This is a genomic window from Halochromatium salexigens, from assembly GCF_016653295.1.
Taxonomy (GTDB): Bacteria; Pseudomonadota; Gammaproteobacteria; order Chromatiales; family Chromatiaceae; genus Lamprobacter; species Lamprobacter salexigens.
The window spans coordinates 34627-51080 of record NZ_NHSF01000068.1 but is presented as its reverse complement, the minus strand read 5'-3'; the positions used below and the strand labels follow the sequence as shown (position 1 = coordinate 51080).

Below are 16454 nucleotides of genomic sequence, written 5' to 3'. Positions count from 1 at the left end.
CCGATGTCAACGACCTCGATGCATGGCATGTGGTCATCGCGCCTCGCCTTCATCTTTGCGGCGACGGGCTCTGCGGTTGGCCTCGGCAATATCTGGCGTTTCCCCTATACGGCGGGGGAGTATGGCGGTGGCGCCTTCGTCCTCATCTATCTGCTCTGCGTGGCCGCGATCGGCATTCCGATCATGGTCGCCGAGGTCATGCTCGGGCGGCGCGGCCGGCAGAGTCCGATCAATACCATGCGGGCGCTCGCGGCGCGCCAGGGCGCACATCCGGCCTGGCAACTGCTCGGCTGGATCGGCATCCTGGCTGGATTCTTGATCCTGTCGTTCTATAGCGTCATCGCCGGTTGGACGCTGGCCTATGTCTTGCGCGCCGGCAGCGGGCAGTTCCTCGGCATCGATGGACCGGGTTCCGAGGCCATCTTCGCGGCACTGAAGGCGGCCCCCGGGCAACTGTTCGCCTGGCATACCCTCTTCATGGTGCTGGTGGTGCTGATCGTCGCCCGCGGTGTGGCCAGTGGCTTGGAACGTGCCGTGCGCATCCTGATGCCGGCGTTGTTCGTCTTGCTGGTCATCATGGTGCTCTATGCCGCCCAGGCGGGAGACTTCGGGGCTGGATTCGCATACCTGTTCACGCCAGATTTTTCCGCGCTCAGCGCCAATCCCGGGGAGGCGATCCTGAACGCGATGGGGCAGGCCTTCTTCAGCCTGAGCCTGGGCATGGGCGCGATCATGATCTATGGCTCTTATCTCAGCAGCCAGGCCTCGATCGGTACCAATGTGGCGATCATCGCCGGCATGGACACCTTGGTCGCGGTCCTAGCGGGGTTGGCGATCTTCCCGATCGTCTTTGCCAACGGCCTCGCGCCGAGCAAAGGCCCCGGTCTGATCTTCGTGACCCTGCCCGTGGCCTTCGGACAGATGCCATTTGGTGCCTTGTTCGGGGCGGCGTTCTTCCTGTTGCTCGCGTTTGCCGCCTGGACCTCGGCGATCTCGCTGCTCGAACCGATGGTCGCCTACCTGGTCGAGAACAAGGGCTTCGGTCGCGTGCGCGCCTCGCTGTTGGCCGGCGGCGCGGTCTGGCTGCTCGGCATCGCCTGTCTGCTGTCGTTGAACGCCTGGTCTGGTTTCACGCTGTTCGGTAAGGGCATCCTGGATCTCTTCGATTATCTGACCGCGAACGTGCTGCTCCCGCTTGGTGGGTTGCTGATCGCGATCTTTGCCGGCTGGATCCTCGACGAGCAGGTTTCACGCAGCGAACTCGGCGCCAGCCACGGCGCCTGGCTGTATCGGCTGTGGCGCGTGCTGATCCGTTGGGTCGCGCCGCTCTGTGTCATCCTTGTGTTTTTGAATAAGAGTGGACTGATTTGACGTGCCACAGGTAAAGAAAAGCGCGCTGGTGCGGCATTCGACGCAACAGATGTTCGACCTGGTGGCGGACGTGGAGGGCTATCCGCGATTTCTGCCCTGGTGTCAATCGGCGACCTTGCTGTCGCACAACGACGATGAACTGTGCGGTCGCATCGAGGTCGCCCGCCTTGGGGTGCGGCAGGTGTTCGCGACCTGCAACAAGCTCGAACCCCCAGAGCGTATGTACTTGGCCCTCAAAGAGGGGCCCTTCCGAAAACTCCACGGCGTCTGGACCTTCACCGCGCTGCGTGAGGATGCCTGCAAGGTGGAACTGGAACTGGAGTTCGAGTTTTCCGGGCGTCTCATCGACAAGGCCTTCGGCAGTGTCTTCGGGCAGATCGCAAATTCACTGGTGGACGCCTTTTGCAAACGAGCGGATGAGATCTATGGAGACTGAGAAGACCGTCGACGTTGAAGTAGCCTACGCGCGCGAGCAGGCGCAGGCGCTCATACCGGTGAAGGGGGAATCGGGGATGACCCTGGCCGATGCCATCAAGCGTTCCGGCATCCTGGCGCGGTTCCCCGAGATCGATCTCGAGGTCAACAAGGTGGGTATTTTCGGCAAGGTGGCCAAGCTCGATCAGGTGCTGGCAAGCGGTGATCGGGTCGAGATTTATCCACCACTGATCGCCGACCCAAAACAGGCTCGCAAGCAGCGAGCAACTGGTTCCAACGCCGAGGGCGCCGAGAAAAACAGGGCCTCGGCCGCAAACGTCTGAGCGATATCGCGGTTTAGTCGGCGGTCTCGAGGCCGACTGCATTCAGCGTGCGGTTGATGATTCCGCGATCGTCTTGCCAGTCCGGTACTTCGACAATCACGGTCTCATCCTCGAGCGCGGCGAGCGCTTCGGTCGGGTTCGGCCGCGCAAACCCTTCGACGCTCACGAGCTGGTCGTCTTCAAACCAGAGCGTGAGCCGCTTGGTCTCCATCGGCGCATGACCGCGACGAATGGTGTAGATGTAATCCCAACGGTCGGTGTGGAACATATCGCTGAGCAATGGCGTACCGAGGACAAAACGCACTTGTTCACGATTCATGCCGAGCTGGATCTGGTTGACCATGCGCTCGGTAATGACATTGCCTTGCTGCACGGTCATCTTGTAGACGAAGGGCAGATTCGACAGCATCGAGCCGCTTGGTGGCGCATTGGGTTTCTTGCCACGCGCGCAGCCGGTGCTCGCTAACGCGGCCGCAAGGATTAGGGTCAAGCTAAGAATGACAAGCCTTCGCATCAATCTGCTATAAAGAGGGTATGGAACAAACACTGATGGTACCGCACATGAGCGAACGGCATCACTTTCTCAAACAGGCACCGCGTATTGTCTGGGCCGATGAATAAGCAGCCGATGGAGAATCAGCACCAGATCAAGCAGGCGGGACTCAAGGTGACTGTCCCGCGACTGAAGATCCTCCATATCCTGGAGACCAGCGAACAGCGACACTTGAGCGCCGAAGAGGTCTATAAGGAGCTCTTGGCCGCCGATGAGGAGATCGGCCTGGCGACCGTCTACCGGGTGTTGACCCAGTTCGAGAGCGCCGGCTTGGTCATCCGTCACCATTTTGAAGGCGGGCAATCGGTGTTCGAGCTGAACCGAGGCGGGCACCATGACCACCTCGTTTGCGTCAAATGCGGCGCCGTGGTCGAGTTTTTTGACGAGGTGATCGAGGAGCGACAGCGCGCCGTCGCCGAACAGAAGGGGTTTAAGATCGTTGAACATGCGCTGGTTATCTATGGCGACTGCCTCCAGGGGGAGGATTGTCCACGGCGCGCGGCGATCAAACGGGGTTCGTGATTCGCGCTCCGTCGCGGGTTCGACATTGCCGCCGGGGTCGCCTAGCCTGCTCCGCATCGAGATCGATCTGGAGCTGCAGCGGCTTTCGCTCTATCGCGGAGAAACTCTAGTAGAGGCGGTTTCCGTGTCGACGGCGGCGCGTGGTCCTGGCGAGTTGAACGGCAGCGGCTGTACACCGCGCGGTCTGCATCGCATTCGCCTCAAGGTGGGGCAGGGCTGTCCGAGCGGTGCCGTGTTTCGCGCGCGCCGCTGGACCGGTGAGATTTATTCCGACGCGCTGGCGGCCGCAACACCGCAGCGCGATTGGATACTGAGCCGCATCCTCTGGCTCACCGGCTGCGAGCCCGGGCGCAATCGGGGTGGCGCGGTGGATACGCTGCGTCGCTTCGTCTACATCCACGGCTGCCCGGAGACCGAGCCGATGGGGGTGCCGCGTTCGCGGGGCTGCATTCGCATGCGCAATGCCGATGTGATCCGGCTCTGCGACCTGGTGCCGGTCGGTTGTCCGGTGCTGATCGGTTGATCCGCCGCCGAGATACCGACTCTTACGAACCGCCGATCAGGACACAGGGTTGCCGAGATGGCCAGCAGCTTCATGATGAGGGCACACGCCGATCGACGCCCCGGCCAGCGGCCGCTGGGACCGGTGATGCTGGATCTCGGCGGGACCGAACTCGACGCCGAGGAGCGCGAACTCTTGCGTCATCCGGCGGTGAGTGGTGTCATCCTGTTCCAACGCAATTTCACCGCGCCCGCTCAACTCACCGCGCTGACCCAGTCCATCCGCGCCCTCGATGAGCGGCGCCTGTTGATCGCGGTCGACCAGGAGGGTGGGCGCGTCCAGCGCTTCCGCGAGGGCCTCACGCGGTTGCCGGCGGCGGCGCGCTGCGGCAAGCTCTACGAGCACGATGCACGCGCGGGCCTCGATGCCGCCCGCGCCGTCGGTTGGCTGATGGCGATTGAGCTGCGTCAGCTCGGGGTCGATTTCAGCTTCGCGCCCGTGCTCGATGTCGAGCAAGGACTGAGTCGCGTCATCGGTGACCGTGCCTTTGCCACCACGCCGGAGGCGGTGGCCACGCTGGCGACGGCCTGGCTGGACGGGGTGCATGCCGCAGGCATGGCCGGCTGTGGCAAGCACTTTCCCGGCCATGGCGGTGTGGTCGCCGATTCGCATCTGGAATTGCCCGAGGATCAGCGCCCGCTCAGTGCGCTGGAGCCCTGCGATCTGCTGCCGTTCCGCCGCTTGATGGCACAGGGGCTGGAGGCGGTGATGCCGGCGCATGTGCGCTATCCTGCCATCGCCCCCGAGCCGGCTGGTTTTTCAACCTTTTGGTTGCGTGAGCTGCTGCGAGACCGCTTGCGCTTCGAGGGCGCCATCATCAGCGATGATCTCAACATGGCCGCCGCTGATGCCGCCGGCTCACCGGCCGCGCGAGCGCTGGCCGCCCTGCAGGCCGGTTGTGACCTGGTGCTGATCTGCAACAATCGCGAGGCAGCGGTCGCGGTGCTGGATGCCGTGGCGGATTGGCGCCTGCCGGCGTCAGCGGCCCGCTTGGAACGACTGCGCGGGCGCTCGCTGATCGATCCGACGCGTCATGATCGCCGGCAAGCCGCTTTGGAGGCGATCGCTCGCTTGCAAGCCCTCGACTGAGGCGCGGCAAGCGCGGCGACCGCCGTCTCCCATCATCAAGGGCCGTGGCGATCCGGCCGCGTCCAGGAGCAAAAACAGAAACAGCCATGAACAAGATGAATCAGGAGCAATACCAGGCCATCGCCGCGCGCACCGAGTGTCTGGTATCCAACGCCGAGGTCGAGGCCGCACTGGAGCGGATGCGCGAGGCGATCCGTGCGCGACTCGGCGTTCACGACCCGGTCGTGCTCTGTGTGATGACCGGGGGCATCGTCGCCACGGGGCTGTTGTTGCCACGTCTCGATTTTGCCTTGCGGCTCGACTATGTGCATGCCACGCGCTATCGCGGCGAGACCCGCGGCGGCGAGATCGAGTGGCGCCATCGGCCCTCGGCGGCGGTGCGCGGCGAGCATGTGCTGGTGATCGACGATATCTTTGACGAAGGGTTGACGATGGAGGCCATCGTCAAGGCCTGCCACGAGGATGGTGCGGCCTCCGTGGTCAGCGCGGTGCTGGTCGAGAAGGAGCGCGAGCGCCCATGCGACTATCGCCCGGACATCGTTGGGCTGCAGGTGCCGGACCGTTATGTGATGGGCTATGGGCTCGACTATAAGAGCTATTTCCGCAACGCCGATCGCATCCTCGCGGCCAGTGAGGCGGACATTTGATCGTGGCCAGGGTCGACCTCGGTGAATTCTGTAAAAAGCTAATATAATGAATGGCTTTTTGACAATCTGGTGGTGATGGGCTACACCATATAAGGAGCAGAGTTAGGTCATATTCGACGGACGCTATGCCGGAACGGGCTTCTTCATGCAGTGTGCTCGTCATGCTCGCTATCAACAACGATGCGTAAAGACATCGGCGAACCGGTTGCTAGCGTTCCTACCAATTACGAGGAGGATGGTGATGCAGACACTCGAGAACTACCGCAATAGTCATGCTGAGTTGCGCCAGATGATCGGCGATCTGAGGTCGCTCATGGCGCCCGAGCAGCTTAAAATCAGACCCAATGCCAAGACCGCCTATCAGTTGCTTTGCGACCTTGCGAAGAAGGTTAAGCTTCATCTTTCGGAGGAGGACAAGCAGCTCTATCCGAATCTGCTGATTCACGAAGATCCGAAGGTCAAATCGATCGCTTGGGGATTTATCAGTGGGGAGAAGCCGCTCCGTCGGTCCTTCGATGAGTATTATAAGCGCTGGCTGAAGAACTGTGATTTCAACTTTACCGATGAGTTCATGGAGGAGACGCACGAGATCTTCGATATGCTCTCGTACCGGATCGACCGCGAAGAGCAGGTGCTCTTTCCGAAACTCCTTGAAATCGGGATCTTTGCCGAGCAGCGAGAGCAACCAGAGCAGCGCGTTTGACGTCGGGTCGCTGAGCCAAACTGCACTCATGTAAGTTTCAAGGGACGCTCGGGTCCAGTACAATGTCACGCCTACGGTCTAGGAGTGACATACATGTCTGCGTTGGCGATCATTGGCGGTTCCGGTTTTGGCTCGTTCCCAGGCCTTGAGGCCCAGGAACGCAAGCAGGTTGACACTCGGTACGGCACAACCTCGGCACCACTGGTGTACGGTCTCCTGAATGGGCGGCCGCTCTGGTTCCTGGCCCGCCATGGACCAGAACACCAACTCCCCCCTCATCGGATCAACTACCGGGCTAATATCCAGGCGCTGGCTGACGCTGGTTGTACGGCCATCGTCGCCCTCGGTGCCGTTGGCGGTATCCATCCTAGCTGCGCACCCGGAGTGCTTTGCGTTCCCGATCAGCTCATCGACTATACCTACGAGCGGGCCCATAGCGTCTTCGATGACGAGGGCGCGGGTGTTGAGCATGTTGAATTCACCCAGCCCTACGACGATGCCCTGCGACGGGCGCTTCTCGCGGCGGCAGCTGATGCTGGCATTGCGTTGCGGGATGGTGGAACCTATGGCGTGAGCCAAGGGCCGCGTCTTGAAACAGCCGCAGAGATCCGCCGCATGGCCCAGGATGGCTGTGATCTCGTCGGCATGACAGCGATGCCGGAGGCCGCTTTGGCGCGCGAGCTCGGTCTCGGCTACGCCACGCTTGCGTTTGTTGTCAACTGGGGCGCCGGCCTCAGTGACGAGGCGATTACCATGGCAGCGATTAACGCCCAGATCGAGCGCTGCGCGGATGAAATCGGGCGCCTGCTGGCGGTACTTGTCGAACGGCGTCCAGGGACCTAACCCCAAACCCCAACCAAAAACGACTTGCGGAGAAACGATCATGGCTGACGACCAGGAGAACACCCCAGAGCAGGGCGCGGAGCAAACCGCGGCGGATGATGCGAAGCGGCCGAAGCAACGCATGGGATTCTTGCCGAAGCTTGTCCTCTGGAGCCTTGTGCTGTTGTTCGGATTCCTCTATCTAGGTTCGCTGGAACGCCAACCGGGAGAGCCCTTCGTGCCCTTCACCAAGGGAGACAGCGAGCGCCAAGCGCCGGAAGTTGCGGCGCCACAGGTCAGTGAGGCAAAGACGGCGCCTCAATCCGAGCCTCAATCCAGCCAGAAACAGTCCCAGCAGCCAGCAGCTGAATCGGCGTCAATGTCGGCACCGGAGTCGGTTGCCAAGTCGAAGGCTCCAGCGAGCACGCCGGCTACCGAGACACCAGCAGCGGCTAAATCCGATGTCAGCAAGCAGGAGGCCGAGGCTTTCGCTCAGGCGCTCATGAGCAAAAAGTCTGAGTCTGAGCCAGCCAGTCCGACCACGGCCAAGGCGGGCGAGCAAACCGCATCAACCGAGTCAGGTGCGGACGAGCGCTCTAGCCCGGACAAGCCGGCTTCTGTGGATGCCAAGCAGAGTCAGGCAACGAATAACGCCGAGACGGCGTCGAATGCACCAGCGGCAAGGGGTGATTGGGCCGCGCAGCGTCGTGCCCAAATCGAAGCCTACTATGCCGAGCAAAGGCGTCAGGCCGAGGCCTTCGCGCGTCAGCGTTGGGAAGCGATGCAGCGTATGCAGCCCGCGGGACGGCCAGGGATGCCGCCAGCAGGACCTTATGGCCCCTATGGTCGTTGGCCAGCACCCGCCGCGCCTGGCTATTATCCCAACGCGCCTACGGCTCCTCAGTCAAACTGATCCAGGCCATTGCCGAGATGCGAGCGGGTCCGCGTGGCCTGCTCGCGCGTTCACTCCCAGCGAAAAAGACGTGTGGCAACAGCGATCAGGAGGGTCGCCATCGCCAGCAACAAGGCAAGCTGTAGCGCAACGTCCAGCAGCCCCGCACCGTCGATCATGATGGCGCGCGCGCCCTCGACGAGGTACCTCAGCGGCATCAGCGTCGAGAGGGCCTGAGCCGCAGGACTGGTCCCCTCCATCGAAAACCAGACTCCCGAGAGCAGCAGCATCGGCCAGGACAGCAGGTTGAGCAGTCCGTCGGCCAATTCCTCGGTGCGCAGCCGCGCGGCCACGATCAGGCCCAGGCTGATCATGCACAGGGCGCCGGCGATATAGATCAGGATCAGCGCCAGATACGAGCCGCGCATCGGCGCGTCGAGCAACAGCAGCGCGCCGCCATAGACCACCAGACTCGAGACGAGCACGACCAGCAGCCGCGAGAGGATCTGTGCCAGCAGGAATTCGAGCGGTGTCAGCGGTGTGGCCTTGAGCCGCCGCAGGACGCCGTTCTTGCGATAGCGCACGACGACCCAGCCAACGCCCCAGAGACTCGAGAACATCAGGTTCATCGCGAGCACGCCGGGGAGCGCCCAGTCGGCATAGCTCAGGGCCTCGCCCGTGGCGGTCTCGCGCTGCGGGGTTGGTGTGTTCTCGGCTTGATCGGCGCTCGCGCCCAAGAGCAGGCGCTCGACGATGGCACCGTTCGGGGACTCGGGGTTGATCCAATACCGGGACGGAGTGTTGGGGGCGAGCAGCAGATCCAGTTGGTGTCTGGCAACCTTGGCGATGCCCGCCGCTTGGTCCGTGACGGGAATGAATTGAATCGCATCGATGGCGAGGAAGGCGTCGAGTTCGCCGGTGATCGTCGGCGCGTTGGGGGCGGCGGCGTCGTCGCTGAGCAGGCCAACCTTGAACAGGATCTGGCTGCCAGCGCCGAAGATGAACGCGAAGGCAACGATCATCAGCACCGGCATCAGCATATTCCACACCAGCCCAGCGGTGTCGCGATAGAACTCGCGGTTGCGGGCGATGAAGATGGCCAGGATGCGTTTCCAACTCGCTCTAGCCATGGCCGCAGATCTCATCATGGGTCAGGCTCTGAGGCTGTGGCCGGTCAATTTGAGGAAGAGATCCTCGAGGCTCGGGCGGTCGATGCGCAGGTCGATCAGTGAGGCGCCATGCCGCTCCAGTTGCTCGAGGGCTGCGGGCACCTCGTCGACGTAGAGTTCGATACGGGTGTCGCGCCGCTCGGCGTTCGCCGGCAGGGACTCATCGGCGGGCCAGGCGCTGCTCGGCAGCCGCAGGATGGCGGCGGGGAAATGCGCATCAATGAGCGCGCTCGGTCGGCCTTGGATCAGGATGCGTCCGTGATCGACGATCGCGATCTCGTCGCAGAGGCGCTCGGCCTCTTCCATGTAATGGGTCGTGATCAGCAGGGTGGTGCCGCGTGCGCGCACGCGATCGATCAGCGCCCAGAAGTTGCGTCGCGCTTGGGGGTCGAGGCCGGTGGTGGGCTCGTCGAGGAAGACCAGCGCCGGGTCGTTCACCAGCGCGATGGCGAGCAGCAGGCGTTGGCGCTGGCCGCCGGAGAGTTTGCGGGTGTCGCGCTCGAGGATCTCGCCGAGATGGCAGAGCTGGATCAGTTCGTCGAGGTCGGCATGGTGCTGATAGAGGGCCGCGAACATGGCCAGGGATTCGCGCACACGCTGGAAGTCCTGCAACGCGGTGGCTTGGAATTGGATGCCAATCCGCTCGCGGAAATCACGATCGAGGGGTCGGCCTTGGAACAGCACACGCCCGGCGGTCGGGGTCTGGATGCCCTCGAGCATCTCGAGCGTGGTCGTCTTACCAGCACCGTTCGGCCCGAGCAGGCCGAAGCACTGACCGGCGCGGACCCCCAGGCTGATACCATCAACGGCGCGGACGCCCGGGTAGTGTTTTTCCAGGCCTTCCGCCGCGATGAGGAAGGCGGAGTTGGTCATCGGTGCGCATGGATAAAGGTGAGGTGGCACTTCCTTGTGCCGAGACGAGCGATTGCCGCTCAGATCATTGCTCGTCGTTCTTTTTGGTACTGATGCCGAGCGGGATGTAAGCGCCGCAGGTGCCGAGATAAGCGGTTGCGAGCACGATCAAGCCGAGCACGCTCAACAGCCATGAGGCGCTGATGACGCCGAGGAGAACCAGGACGCCGGCGACGGCGTAACGGATGTTGCGATCGGTTTGTCCGACATTCTTAACGAGGTTCATAGGAGAACTCCTGAGGGTCGATGGATGATGGGTTCATCGCGCTGGCCGCTGCGACTGTTTGGAGAATCAAGACGCGGCTGCCGAGGCATGTTTGGGAAGATGGGGGCGATGGTTTGGGATTTCCCGCATCTGGACCGATGCCGAGGACCATGCCCATGAGTGCGCAGCGGAATCGCGTGTGGATCCGCTACGTGATACCCGATTATACGGCCAAACAGCCCACATGAGCGTTGCGATTGAACAATCCATGCGGCGAATTTACGGTGCTTATCCCGCAGAGTCGCTATTCTGGGCAGCCAAGTCCTCTGCTCCCGCTTGTTGAAGCCCCAGTACCATGCACGGATTCCAGTTGTCCCGCACCCTGTTTTGGGCCGTTATCGCCTTTCTTGCTCTGTTAGCGTTCCGGCCCTGGATCGAGATGTGGCTGATCGAGCGCGCGGCGGAACCAAGAGCCGTGACGGCGCGCGGAGAGCTAGCGGCTGATGAGCGTTCGACAATCGCGATCTTTGAATCCGTCAGTCCCTCCGTGGTGTATATCACCACCACGAATCAGTTGGTCAGCCCTTGGACGCGGGAGCCCGGCGAGGTTCGGCGCGGCACCGGCTCGGGCTTCGTGTGGGACGACCAGCGTCATATCGTGACGAACTGGCATGTGGTCGCCGAGGCCAGCGCGGCCTGGGTGCGACTAGCCGATCAGCGCAGTTTCCGCGCCGAGCTGGTCGGTAAAAGTCCGGCCCATGATCTGGCCGTGCTCAGGATCAGCGGTGCATGGCAGGCGCCGACGCCTGTGCCGATCGGCCGTAGTGCCGATCTCAGGGTGGGGCAGAAGGTGTTTGCGATCGGCAATCCGTTTGGTTTTGACTACAGCCTCACCACCGGCGTGGTATCGGCCTTGGAACGCACTGTCTATAACGAGCGCTCCGGCGAGATCCGTAGCCTGATCCAGACCGACGCGGCGATCAATCCAGGTCACTCAGGCGGCCCCTTGATCGACAGCGCGGGGCGGCTGATCGGTATCAATACGGCCATCTTCAGCACCTCGGGCACTTTTACCGGGATCGGCTTTGCGGTGCCGGTGGATACCATCAATCGCGTGGTGCCGCAGCTGATTGCGCGTGGCCGTTACATGCGACCGCATATCGGCATTGTGGGTGACGACGGCATGAGCCAACCGATCCTGAAACAACTTGGGGTCGAAGGGGTGTTGGTGCTCGGCGTCGGTTCGGGCTCTCCAGCTGAGAACGCTGGGCTGATCGAGACGCGGGTGAGCCCGACAGGGGAAGTCCTGCCGGGCGACATCATTCAGCGAGTAGACGGACATCCGGTCAGCGAGATGGAGGAGCTGATCCAGGTCCTGGAGCAGTATCAGGTCGGTGACCGGGTGACGCTTGCGATTCTCAGGGAGGGCCGCCGTGTCGATGTGCCCATCGACCTCGGTGGCCAAGCGCTGGATCGGGACTGAGCGTCCTCTCTTTAAGACTGTGCGGGCCGGCGTCCTCGCGTCTCAGTCGAGTCCGCACACACCGGTAGGGCAGCAGCCGCCGGCGCCACAGGCGGGCGCTGGCGCGGCACCGCTGCCGAGCGCACTGCTCGAGATCAGGTTGCCGCCAGTGGCCATGCGGCTGACCGGGGTCGAGGCCGGGGTGTCGCCACAGGGGATCTCGGCGCGTTCGCAGAGCTCGCCCCAGGTGTTGATCGTTTCGCTCATGCGATGATTGACCTCGACCACTTGGCCGTTGTTCTCACAGCGATAATCGTAGGTTGGCATGGATGGATCTCCGTGTATCCGTTGTCACTGATCACGCGCGATTATAGCAATCGGGGACGAGAAACTCAGTCGCCGGGCAGGATCGGCGTGGTCGCGCCCTGTTCGGGGTCGGGCTCGGTGCTGAACCAGGCCAGCTTGTCGCGCAATCGCACCACCTCGCCGACGATGACCAGGGTGGGCGGTTGCGGAGGATCGGCCTCGATCTCGGCCAGGATGGTCGCCAAGGTGCCGACATAGACCTTCTGCATGTGGGTGGTGCCTTGCTGCACCAGCGCCACCGGCATCTGCGGTGAGACCCCATGCTCGACCAATTTGTCGATGATCTGCGGCAGCCCCACCAGGCCCATGTAGAATACCACCGTCTGATTGGGCTGCGCCAACTGGGGCCAGTTCAGATCGATGCTGTGGTCCTTGAGGTGGCCGGTGACGAAGGTCACCGATTGCGCATAGTCGCGATGCGTCAGCGGGATGCCGCCATAGCAGGCGCAGCCGTTGGCGGCGGTGATACCGGGCACCACCTGGAAAGGCACGCCCTCGGCGGCCAGGGTGTCGATCTCCTCGCCGCCGCGGCCAAAGATGAAGGGATCACCGCCCTTGAGTCGCAGCACGCGGTGGCCGTCCTTGGCGAGGCGGGCGAGCAGTTGGTTGATCTCTTCTTGGCGCATGGTGTGCTGATTGCGCTGCTTGCCGACGTAGATATGCTCGGCATCGCGGCGCACCATGTCGATGATCGGCTTGGCGATGAGACGGTCGTAGACCACCACATCGGCCTGCTGCATCAGGCGCAGGGCGCGGAAGGTGAGCAGGTCCGGGTCGCCCGGGCCGGCGCCGACCAGATAGACCTCGCCCGTGCTGGCCTGGGTGCCGGCAGCGAGTTCTTTTTCCATTGCCACCTGGGCCTCGGCCAAGTGGCCGGAGAAAATGCGCTCGGCGACCCCGCCCTGCAGCACCCGATCCCAGAAGCGGCGGCGATCGCGCTGCTGCTCGAAGCGCGCCTTCACCTTGTCGCGATAGTCGGCGCAGAGTTCGGCGAGGCGCCCGTAACCGGCCGGCACCAGGGACTCCAGCCGCGCCCGGATCATGCGCGCGAGCACCGGCGAGGCGCTGCCGGTGGAGACGGCGACTACCACCGGCGAGCGGTCGATGATCGAGGGCATGATGAAGGTGCAGTCCTCGGGTTGATCGGCGACGTTGACCGGAATGCCGCGCGCGTTGGCGAGAGCGGAAATCTGTCGATTGACGTCACGATCATCGGTGGCTGCGATGACCAACCGCATGCCTTCGATGTCGCCCTCTTGGAAGCAACGGGCGTGATAGCGGATCTCGGTCTCATCGACGCGCGCACGGAATTCGGACGTCAAGGTCGGTGCCACGACGTGGATCTGGGCGCCGGCGCGCTTCAGGTTCTCAAGCTTGCGCAGCGCGATCGGGCCTCCGCCGACGACCAGGCAGGGCTTCGCTTTGATATCCAGGAAGATGGGGAGGTGTTCCATCGTTGAGCATGCCTCTCGGGGCGAAACTGTAAGAGTCGGAACCGCTCGCTTGCGCTGCTGGTGCAGGCCGCAGCACGCTCGGGCCGGGCTTGCGAGCTGGTGATGGGCTGGAATCAGGCGCCCATCAGACCAATGATCATACGCCGTACTCCGGCTGTCTGGGGCGGATCATCGGGGCAAGAACCGGCGACGCCTGCTTTCAGACATGTTAATATACTGAAATACTTGGTGATTGGGTAGCCTAAGGTGGTCACAGAGATTGATTCCGAAACCCTCAAGTCGCGGCTGAGCCAAGGCGACGATATCCTGCTCGTCGATGTTCGGACGCCCTCGGAGGTCGCACAAGGTGCCTTGCCGAATGCCATCCACATCCCGATGGCGGTCATCCCCGTTCGCGCGGCGGAGCTGCCTCGCGACCGAGACATGGTGGTCTACTGCCGAAGCGGTGCACGCTCGTATCACTGCTGTCAATTTCTTGCCCAGCAGGGGTTCGACAATGCCCTGAATCTACGCGGTGGCATCATTGCTTGGGCCCGCCACGGCTACGCATTCGGGCCGCTCGGCGGCGCTTAAACGTTTGGGCACCGGGCTCGATGGCATGTTCCCGATGTTGCCTTTTCGCTTGGTTTGAGCTAAAAATCAGCAGCTTCGTTTGTGCTGAAATACTAACGCACAAACGTGGGTCTTAGACTAGAAACGGGTCTCCCGTTTTCCAACACAGAGTGTGAGGTTTATTCGATGGCGGACTTCGATCAAGAACTAGACGCAAGCGGTCTCAACTGCCCCCTGCCGATCCTACGTGCGAAGAAAACCCTCAATGGTATGGAAGCGGATCAGGTGTTGCACGTGATCGCGACCGATCCCGGCTCGGTCAAGGACTTTGATGCCTTTTCAAAGCAGACCGGAAATGAGCTGGTGGAATCGAAGGAAGACGGTGGCAAGTTTCACTTCATGATCAAGAAGATCTGACCTCCGGCTTACCCCTTGAAACACAACAGGGGCTCGGCCACCGGGCTCCACTGGGAGGAAACGATGGACGATAAAAAACTGGCCATCATCGCCACCAAGGGCTCGCTCGATTGGGCCTACCCCCCCTTCATCCTGGCGTCGACTGCGGCTGCGCTCGGTTACGAGACACAGATCTTCTTTACCTTCTACGGGCTGCAATTGCTGAAGAAAAAGCTCGAGCTGCAGGTGACGCCGCTCGGCAATCCCGGTATGCCCATGCCGATGGGCATGGATAAGTGGTTCCCGATTCTCGGCATGACACTGCCCGGTATGCAGGGCATGATGACCGGGATGATGAAGAAGAAGATGAAGGATAAGGGCGTCGCTAGTGTCGATGAACTGCGCGAGCTCTGCCAAGAGGCGGACGTGAAGCTGATCGCCTGTCAAATGACGGTCGACTTGTTCGATATGGATTCTTCGGAATTTATCGACGGCATCGAGTATGCCGGCGCTGCAGCCTTCTTCGAGTTCGCGGGCGAGAGCGATATCTGTCTGTATATCTAGGCACTGGCGCAAAAGAAAGGCCGTTCTGATCGGAGCGGCCTTTAAAAAGCGCGGCGAGGTGTATGCGCTTAGGAGGCTGGCAATGGCGCTTATATTAGAAGGCGTCGAATGACCTGCTGACGGCGAGTCCGATGAGATGTGCGTTGGCTTCGTAATCGCCGTCGATGGCATCGGTACCATTGATCTCGGCATCCCCCAGATAGAGGGTGGCACTGCGGTACTTGCGTTCCTCGAACTTCACATACATGTAGCCAGCCTCGATCTGCCAGCCATCGCCTAAGCGGTGGCCGACGCCGATACCGAACAAGTGGCGGTCGTTATCTGGAACCCGGGCACTGAAGTATGCATCGCCCTGTGGTGTTTCGTCATAAGCATAGCCAAAACGCAGCTGGGTTTGTTCTTGGAGCTGATAGGTGACTCCGAGTCGATAGGCATTAGCGTCTTCCCAATCGTTTCGATCCTCGAAGAGGATGGCGCCATTGAGATCACCCGTCACCTGGATCGCTTCAAAGGTATTCCAGCCATTACGGGTCCAATCAACCTCGACCGCAAGCGCCGGGGTGAACGCGTAACGGACGCCGAGCTGAAGCCGCCACGGCAAATCCAGATCCAGTTCCGCCGTTTGACTCGGTTGCAGCGCGCCGATGAGCAGCAACGTCGGGTTCAGGACGCTGTAACTGCCCTCGACATTGATGGTGGTGCTCGAGTGGAAGTTGATCCCCGCGCTGAAAGGCCCTTTTGCGTAGAGCGCGCTGAGGTTGAATCCCAGCCCGGTGCCGTCACCCTCGAGCTGGGTGATCGATGAGTTGAGTTTGGCCGACTTTACCCAGTAGAGATCAGCGCCAACGGCAACCGCCAGTTCATCCGAGAGGGCGTAGGTGAGAGTGGGTACGACGTCGAGGATCTCGAGACTGCTTTGCGTCGGCTGGGGGCTGGCTGGCACGCTGCCGCCTGGACCATGAGGCGGAGGTGGTAACGGGATGCTACCGCTCAGCGGTGCGAAGGTGTTGGTCTTCCAGCGCGTTTCCAGGCCGAACGGCGCGTTGACACTGAAGCCTGCCGACCAGCGTTCATTGAGCTTGATGGCGCCCTGAAGCATGGGCGCGGCAAGCCAATTCGCACCAGCGCTGTCGCCGCTGCCATTGGCGGTGTCTACCGAGAACTCCGGCCCAATCAGCAGGCTGCCCACCGATAGCCAGCTCTCGTCGTGGAAAGCAAGCGCCGCCGGATTGTAAGGCACGGCACCGCGATCCACTGGATTCGCAACCAAAGCATTGGCGGTGCCGATGCCAGTCGCGGAGAGCTCTGGTACCGCAAACCCGGAAGCCTGGAGGTTTGATGAAATGCAAACGCCCATCACTGCGCAGGCAGTCGTAAGCCGTGATCCGCAAATATTGCGTTTTTCAGACATCGAGGTCGGCCTCCTCATACGGACTCTTTGGGCTGTGTAGATGA

General features: G+C 62.0%; 21 protein-coding genes. 14 read left to right on the top strand and 7 right to left on the bottom strand.

The genetic code is table 11. The annotated features are described in order from the left end of the window. Positions 1-3 precede the first annotated feature (3 nt). The 3 genes from CCR82_RS14575 to CCR82_RS14565 are packed head-to-tail and all read left to right on the top strand — an operon-like array spanning position 4 to position 2129. The gene (locus tag CCR82_RS14575) at positions 4-1371 is read left to right on the top strand and encodes a sodium-dependent transporter (RefSeq protein WP_201246533.1); all 1368 of its coding nucleotides are present in this window, start codon (positions 4-6) and stop codon (positions 1369-1371) included. A gap of 1 nt (position 1372) precedes the next feature. Continuing rightward, complete coding sequence (locus tag CCR82_RS14570; protein ID WP_201246532.1) at positions 1373-1807, top strand: SRPBCC family protein; 435 nt, start codon at positions 1373-1375, stop codon at positions 1805-1807. Next, on the top strand, positions 1797-2129 hold the full coding sequence (locus CCR82_RS14565; RefSeq protein WP_201246531.1) for an RnfH family protein: 333 nt from the start codon (positions 1797-1799) through the stop codon (positions 2127-2129). The genes CCR82_RS14570 and CCR82_RS14565 overlap by 11 nt, the downstream gene beginning before the upstream one ends. 13 nt (positions 2130-2142) lie before the next feature. Here the strand turns inward: CCR82_RS14565 and CCR82_RS14560 are convergent, their stop codons facing one another. Beyond that, complete coding sequence (locus tag CCR82_RS14560) at positions 2143-2619, bottom strand: outer membrane protein assembly factor BamE (protein WP_242513509.1); 477 nt, start codon at positions 2617-2619, stop codon at positions 2143-2145. A 138-nt stretch (positions 2620-2757) separates the two neighbouring features. On the opposite strand from CCR82_RS14560, the gene fur reads away from it, so the two are divergent. The 7 genes from fur (at position 2758) to CCR82_RS14525 (ending at position 7940) form a co-directional block, all read left to right on the top strand. Further along, a complete protein-coding gene (gene fur, locus CCR82_RS14555) occupies positions 2758-3204 on the top strand; it encodes a ferric iron uptake transcriptional regulator (protein WP_201246529.1) in 447 nt (148 codons plus the stop codon). 25 nt (positions 3205-3229) lie between these two features. Next, positions 3230-3727, top strand: coding sequence for a L,D-transpeptidase family protein (locus tag CCR82_RS14550; protein WP_420827338.1), 498 nt, complete (start codon positions 3230-3232; stop codon positions 3725-3727). A gap of 75 nt (positions 3728-3802) precedes the next feature. After that, entirely contained in the window at positions 3803-4855 is a 1053-nt protein-coding gene (gene nagZ, locus CCR82_RS14545; RefSeq protein ID WP_201246553.1) for a beta-N-acetylhexosaminidase, read from the top strand. Between the two features lie 86 nt (positions 4856-4941). Next, the gene (locus tag CCR82_RS14540; protein WP_201246527.1) at positions 4942-5502 is read left to right on the top strand and encodes a hypoxanthine-guanine phosphoribosyltransferase; all 561 of its coding nucleotides are present in this window, start codon (positions 4942-4944) and stop codon (positions 5500-5502) included. 241 nt (positions 5503-5743) lie between these two features. Then, complete coding sequence (locus CCR82_RS14535; RefSeq protein ID WP_201246526.1) at positions 5744-6205, top strand: hemerythrin domain-containing protein; 462 nt, start codon at positions 5744-5746, stop codon at positions 6203-6205. Positions 6206-6298: 93 nt separating this feature from the next. Beyond that, the gene (locus tag CCR82_RS14530; RefSeq protein ID WP_201246525.1) at positions 6299-7048 is read left to right on the top strand and encodes an S-methyl-5'-thioinosine phosphorylase; all 750 of its coding nucleotides are present in this window, start codon (positions 6299-6301) and stop codon (positions 7046-7048) included. Between the two features lie 40 nt (positions 7049-7088). Next, positions 7089-7940: a hypothetical protein gene (locus CCR82_RS14525; protein WP_201246524.1), complete on the top strand. Its 852-nt coding sequence runs from the start codon at positions 7089-7091 to the stop codon at positions 7938-7940. A gap of 50 nt (positions 7941-7990) precedes the next feature. Here the strand turns inward: CCR82_RS14525 and CCR82_RS14520 are convergent, their stop codons facing one another. From CCR82_RS14520 to CCR82_RS14510, 3 genes are all read right to left on the bottom strand, one after another. Next, positions 7991-9049, bottom strand: a complete 1059-nt coding sequence (locus tag CCR82_RS14520; RefSeq protein ID WP_201246523.1) for an ABC transporter permease — start codon at positions 9047-9049, stop codon at positions 7991-7993. Positions 9050-9070: 21 nt separating this feature from the next. Further along, the gene (locus CCR82_RS14515) at positions 9071-9961 is read right to left on the bottom strand and encodes an ABC transporter ATP-binding protein (RefSeq protein WP_201246522.1); all 891 of its coding nucleotides are present in this window, start codon (positions 9959-9961) and stop codon (positions 9071-9073) included. A gap of 64 nt (positions 9962-10025) precedes the next feature. Further along, on the bottom strand, positions 10026-10226 hold the full coding sequence (locus CCR82_RS14510; protein WP_201246521.1) for a YgaP family membrane protein: 201 nt from the start codon (positions 10224-10226) through the stop codon (positions 10026-10028). 334 nt (positions 10227-10560) lie between these two features. Here CCR82_RS14510 and CCR82_RS14505 point away from each other — a divergent pair, with 334 nt between their 5' ends. Beyond that, complete coding sequence (locus CCR82_RS14505) at positions 10561-11688, top strand: S1C family serine protease (RefSeq protein WP_201246520.1); 1128 nt, start codon at positions 10561-10563, stop codon at positions 11686-11688. Positions 11689-11730: 42 nt separating this feature from the next. Here CCR82_RS14505 and CCR82_RS14500 read toward each other — a convergent pair whose 3' ends face one another. Then, a complete protein-coding gene (locus CCR82_RS14500) occupies positions 11731-11994 on the bottom strand; it encodes an FmdB family zinc ribbon protein (RefSeq protein WP_201246519.1) in 264 nt (87 codons plus the stop codon). 65 nt (positions 11995-12059) lie between these two features. After that, positions 12060-13487: a siroheme synthase CysG gene (gene cysG, locus CCR82_RS14495; protein ID WP_201246518.1), complete on the bottom strand. Its 1428-nt coding sequence runs from the start codon at positions 13485-13487 to the stop codon at positions 12060-12062. Between the two features lie 246 nt (positions 13488-13733). Between cysG and CCR82_RS14490 the strand changes: the two genes are divergently transcribed. The 3 genes from CCR82_RS14490 to dsrE2 all read left to right on the top strand — a co-directional run bounded on the left by CCR82_RS14490 (position 13734) and on the right by dsrE2 (position 14999). Next, entirely contained in the window at positions 13734-14060 is a 327-nt protein-coding gene (locus tag CCR82_RS14490; RefSeq protein ID WP_201246517.1) for a rhodanese-like domain-containing protein, read from the top strand. A 165-nt stretch (positions 14061-14225) separates the two neighbouring features. Next, entirely contained in the window at positions 14226-14456 is a 231-nt protein-coding gene (locus CCR82_RS14485; protein ID WP_201246516.1) for a sulfurtransferase TusA family protein, read from the top strand. Between the two features lie 63 nt (positions 14457-14519). After that, the gene (dsrE2, locus tag CCR82_RS14480) at positions 14520-14999 is read left to right on the top strand and encodes a sulfur carrier protein DsrE2 (protein WP_201246515.1); all 480 of its coding nucleotides are present in this window, start codon (positions 14520-14522) and stop codon (positions 14997-14999) included. Between the two features lie 94 nt (positions 15000-15093). Here dsrE2 and CCR82_RS14475 read toward each other — a convergent pair whose 3' ends face one another. After that, positions 15094-16410: an OmpP1/FadL family transporter gene (locus CCR82_RS14475; RefSeq protein WP_201246514.1), complete on the bottom strand. Its 1317-nt coding sequence runs from the start codon at positions 16408-16410 to the stop codon at positions 15094-15096. Positions 16411-16454 lie beyond the last annotated feature (44 nt).

Bases quoted from the DNA above. Each gene is read 5' to 3' on its own strand.
- CCR82_RS14505 (WP_201246520.1), top strand. From the start codon at position 10,561: ATGCACGGATTCCAGTTGTCCCGCACCCTGTTTTGGGCCGTTATCGCC.
- CCR82_RS14500 (WP_201246519.1), bottom strand. From the start codon at position 11,994: ATGCCAACCTACGATTATCGCTGTGAGAACAACGGCCAAGTGGTCGAG.
- CCR82_RS14565 (WP_201246531.1), top strand. From the start codon at position 1,797: ATGGAGACTGAGAAGACCGTCGACGTTGAAGTAGCCTACGCGCGCGAG.
- CCR82_RS14540 (WP_201246527.1), top strand. From the start codon at position 4,942: ATGAACAAGATGAATCAGGAGCAATACCAGGCCATCGCCGCGCGCACC.
- CCR82_RS14525 (WP_201246524.1), top strand. From the start codon at position 7,089: ATGGCTGACGACCAGGAGAACACCCCAGAGCAGGGCGCGGAGCAAACC.
- fur (WP_201246529.1), top strand. From the start codon at position 2,758: ATGGAGAATCAGCACCAGATCAAGCAGGCGGGACTCAAGGTGACTGTC.
- CCR82_RS14575 (WP_201246533.1), top strand. From the start codon at position 4: ATGTCAACGACCTCGATGCATGGCATGTGGTCATCGCGCCTCGCCTTC.
- CCR82_RS14510 (WP_201246521.1), bottom strand. From the start codon at position 10,226: ATGAACCTCGTTAAGAATGTCGGACAAACCGATCGCAACATCCGTTAC.
- CCR82_RS14485 (WP_201246516.1), top strand. From the start codon at position 14,226: ATGGCGGACTTCGATCAAGAACTAGACGCAAGCGGTCTCAACTGCCCC.
- CCR82_RS14535 (WP_201246526.1), top strand. From the start codon at position 5,744: ATGCAGACACTCGAGAACTACCGCAATAGTCATGCTGAGTTGCGCCAG.
- CCR82_RS14520 (WP_201246523.1), bottom strand. From the start codon at position 9,049: ATGGCTAGAGCGAGTTGGAAACGCATCCTGGCCATCTTCATCGCCCGC.
- cysG (WP_201246518.1), bottom strand. From the start codon at position 13,487: ATGGAACACCTCCCCATCTTCCTGGATATCAAAGCGAAGCCCTGCCTG.
- CCR82_RS14515 (WP_201246522.1), bottom strand. From the start codon at position 9,961: ATGACCAACTCCGCCTTCCTCATCGCGGCGGAAGGCCTGGAAAAACAC.
- CCR82_RS14475 (WP_201246514.1), bottom strand. From the start codon at position 16,410: ATGTCTGAAAAACGCAATATTTGCGGATCACGGCTTACGACTGCCTGC.
- nagZ (WP_201246553.1), top strand. From the start codon at position 3,803: ATGAGGGCACACGCCGATCGACGCCCCGGCCAGCGGCCGCTGGGACCG.
- dsrE2 (WP_201246515.1), top strand. From the start codon at position 14,520: ATGGACGATAAAAAACTGGCCATCATCGCCACCAAGGGCTCGCTCGAT.
- CCR82_RS14530 (WP_201246525.1), top strand. From the start codon at position 6,299: ATGTCTGCGTTGGCGATCATTGGCGGTTCCGGTTTTGGCTCGTTCCCA.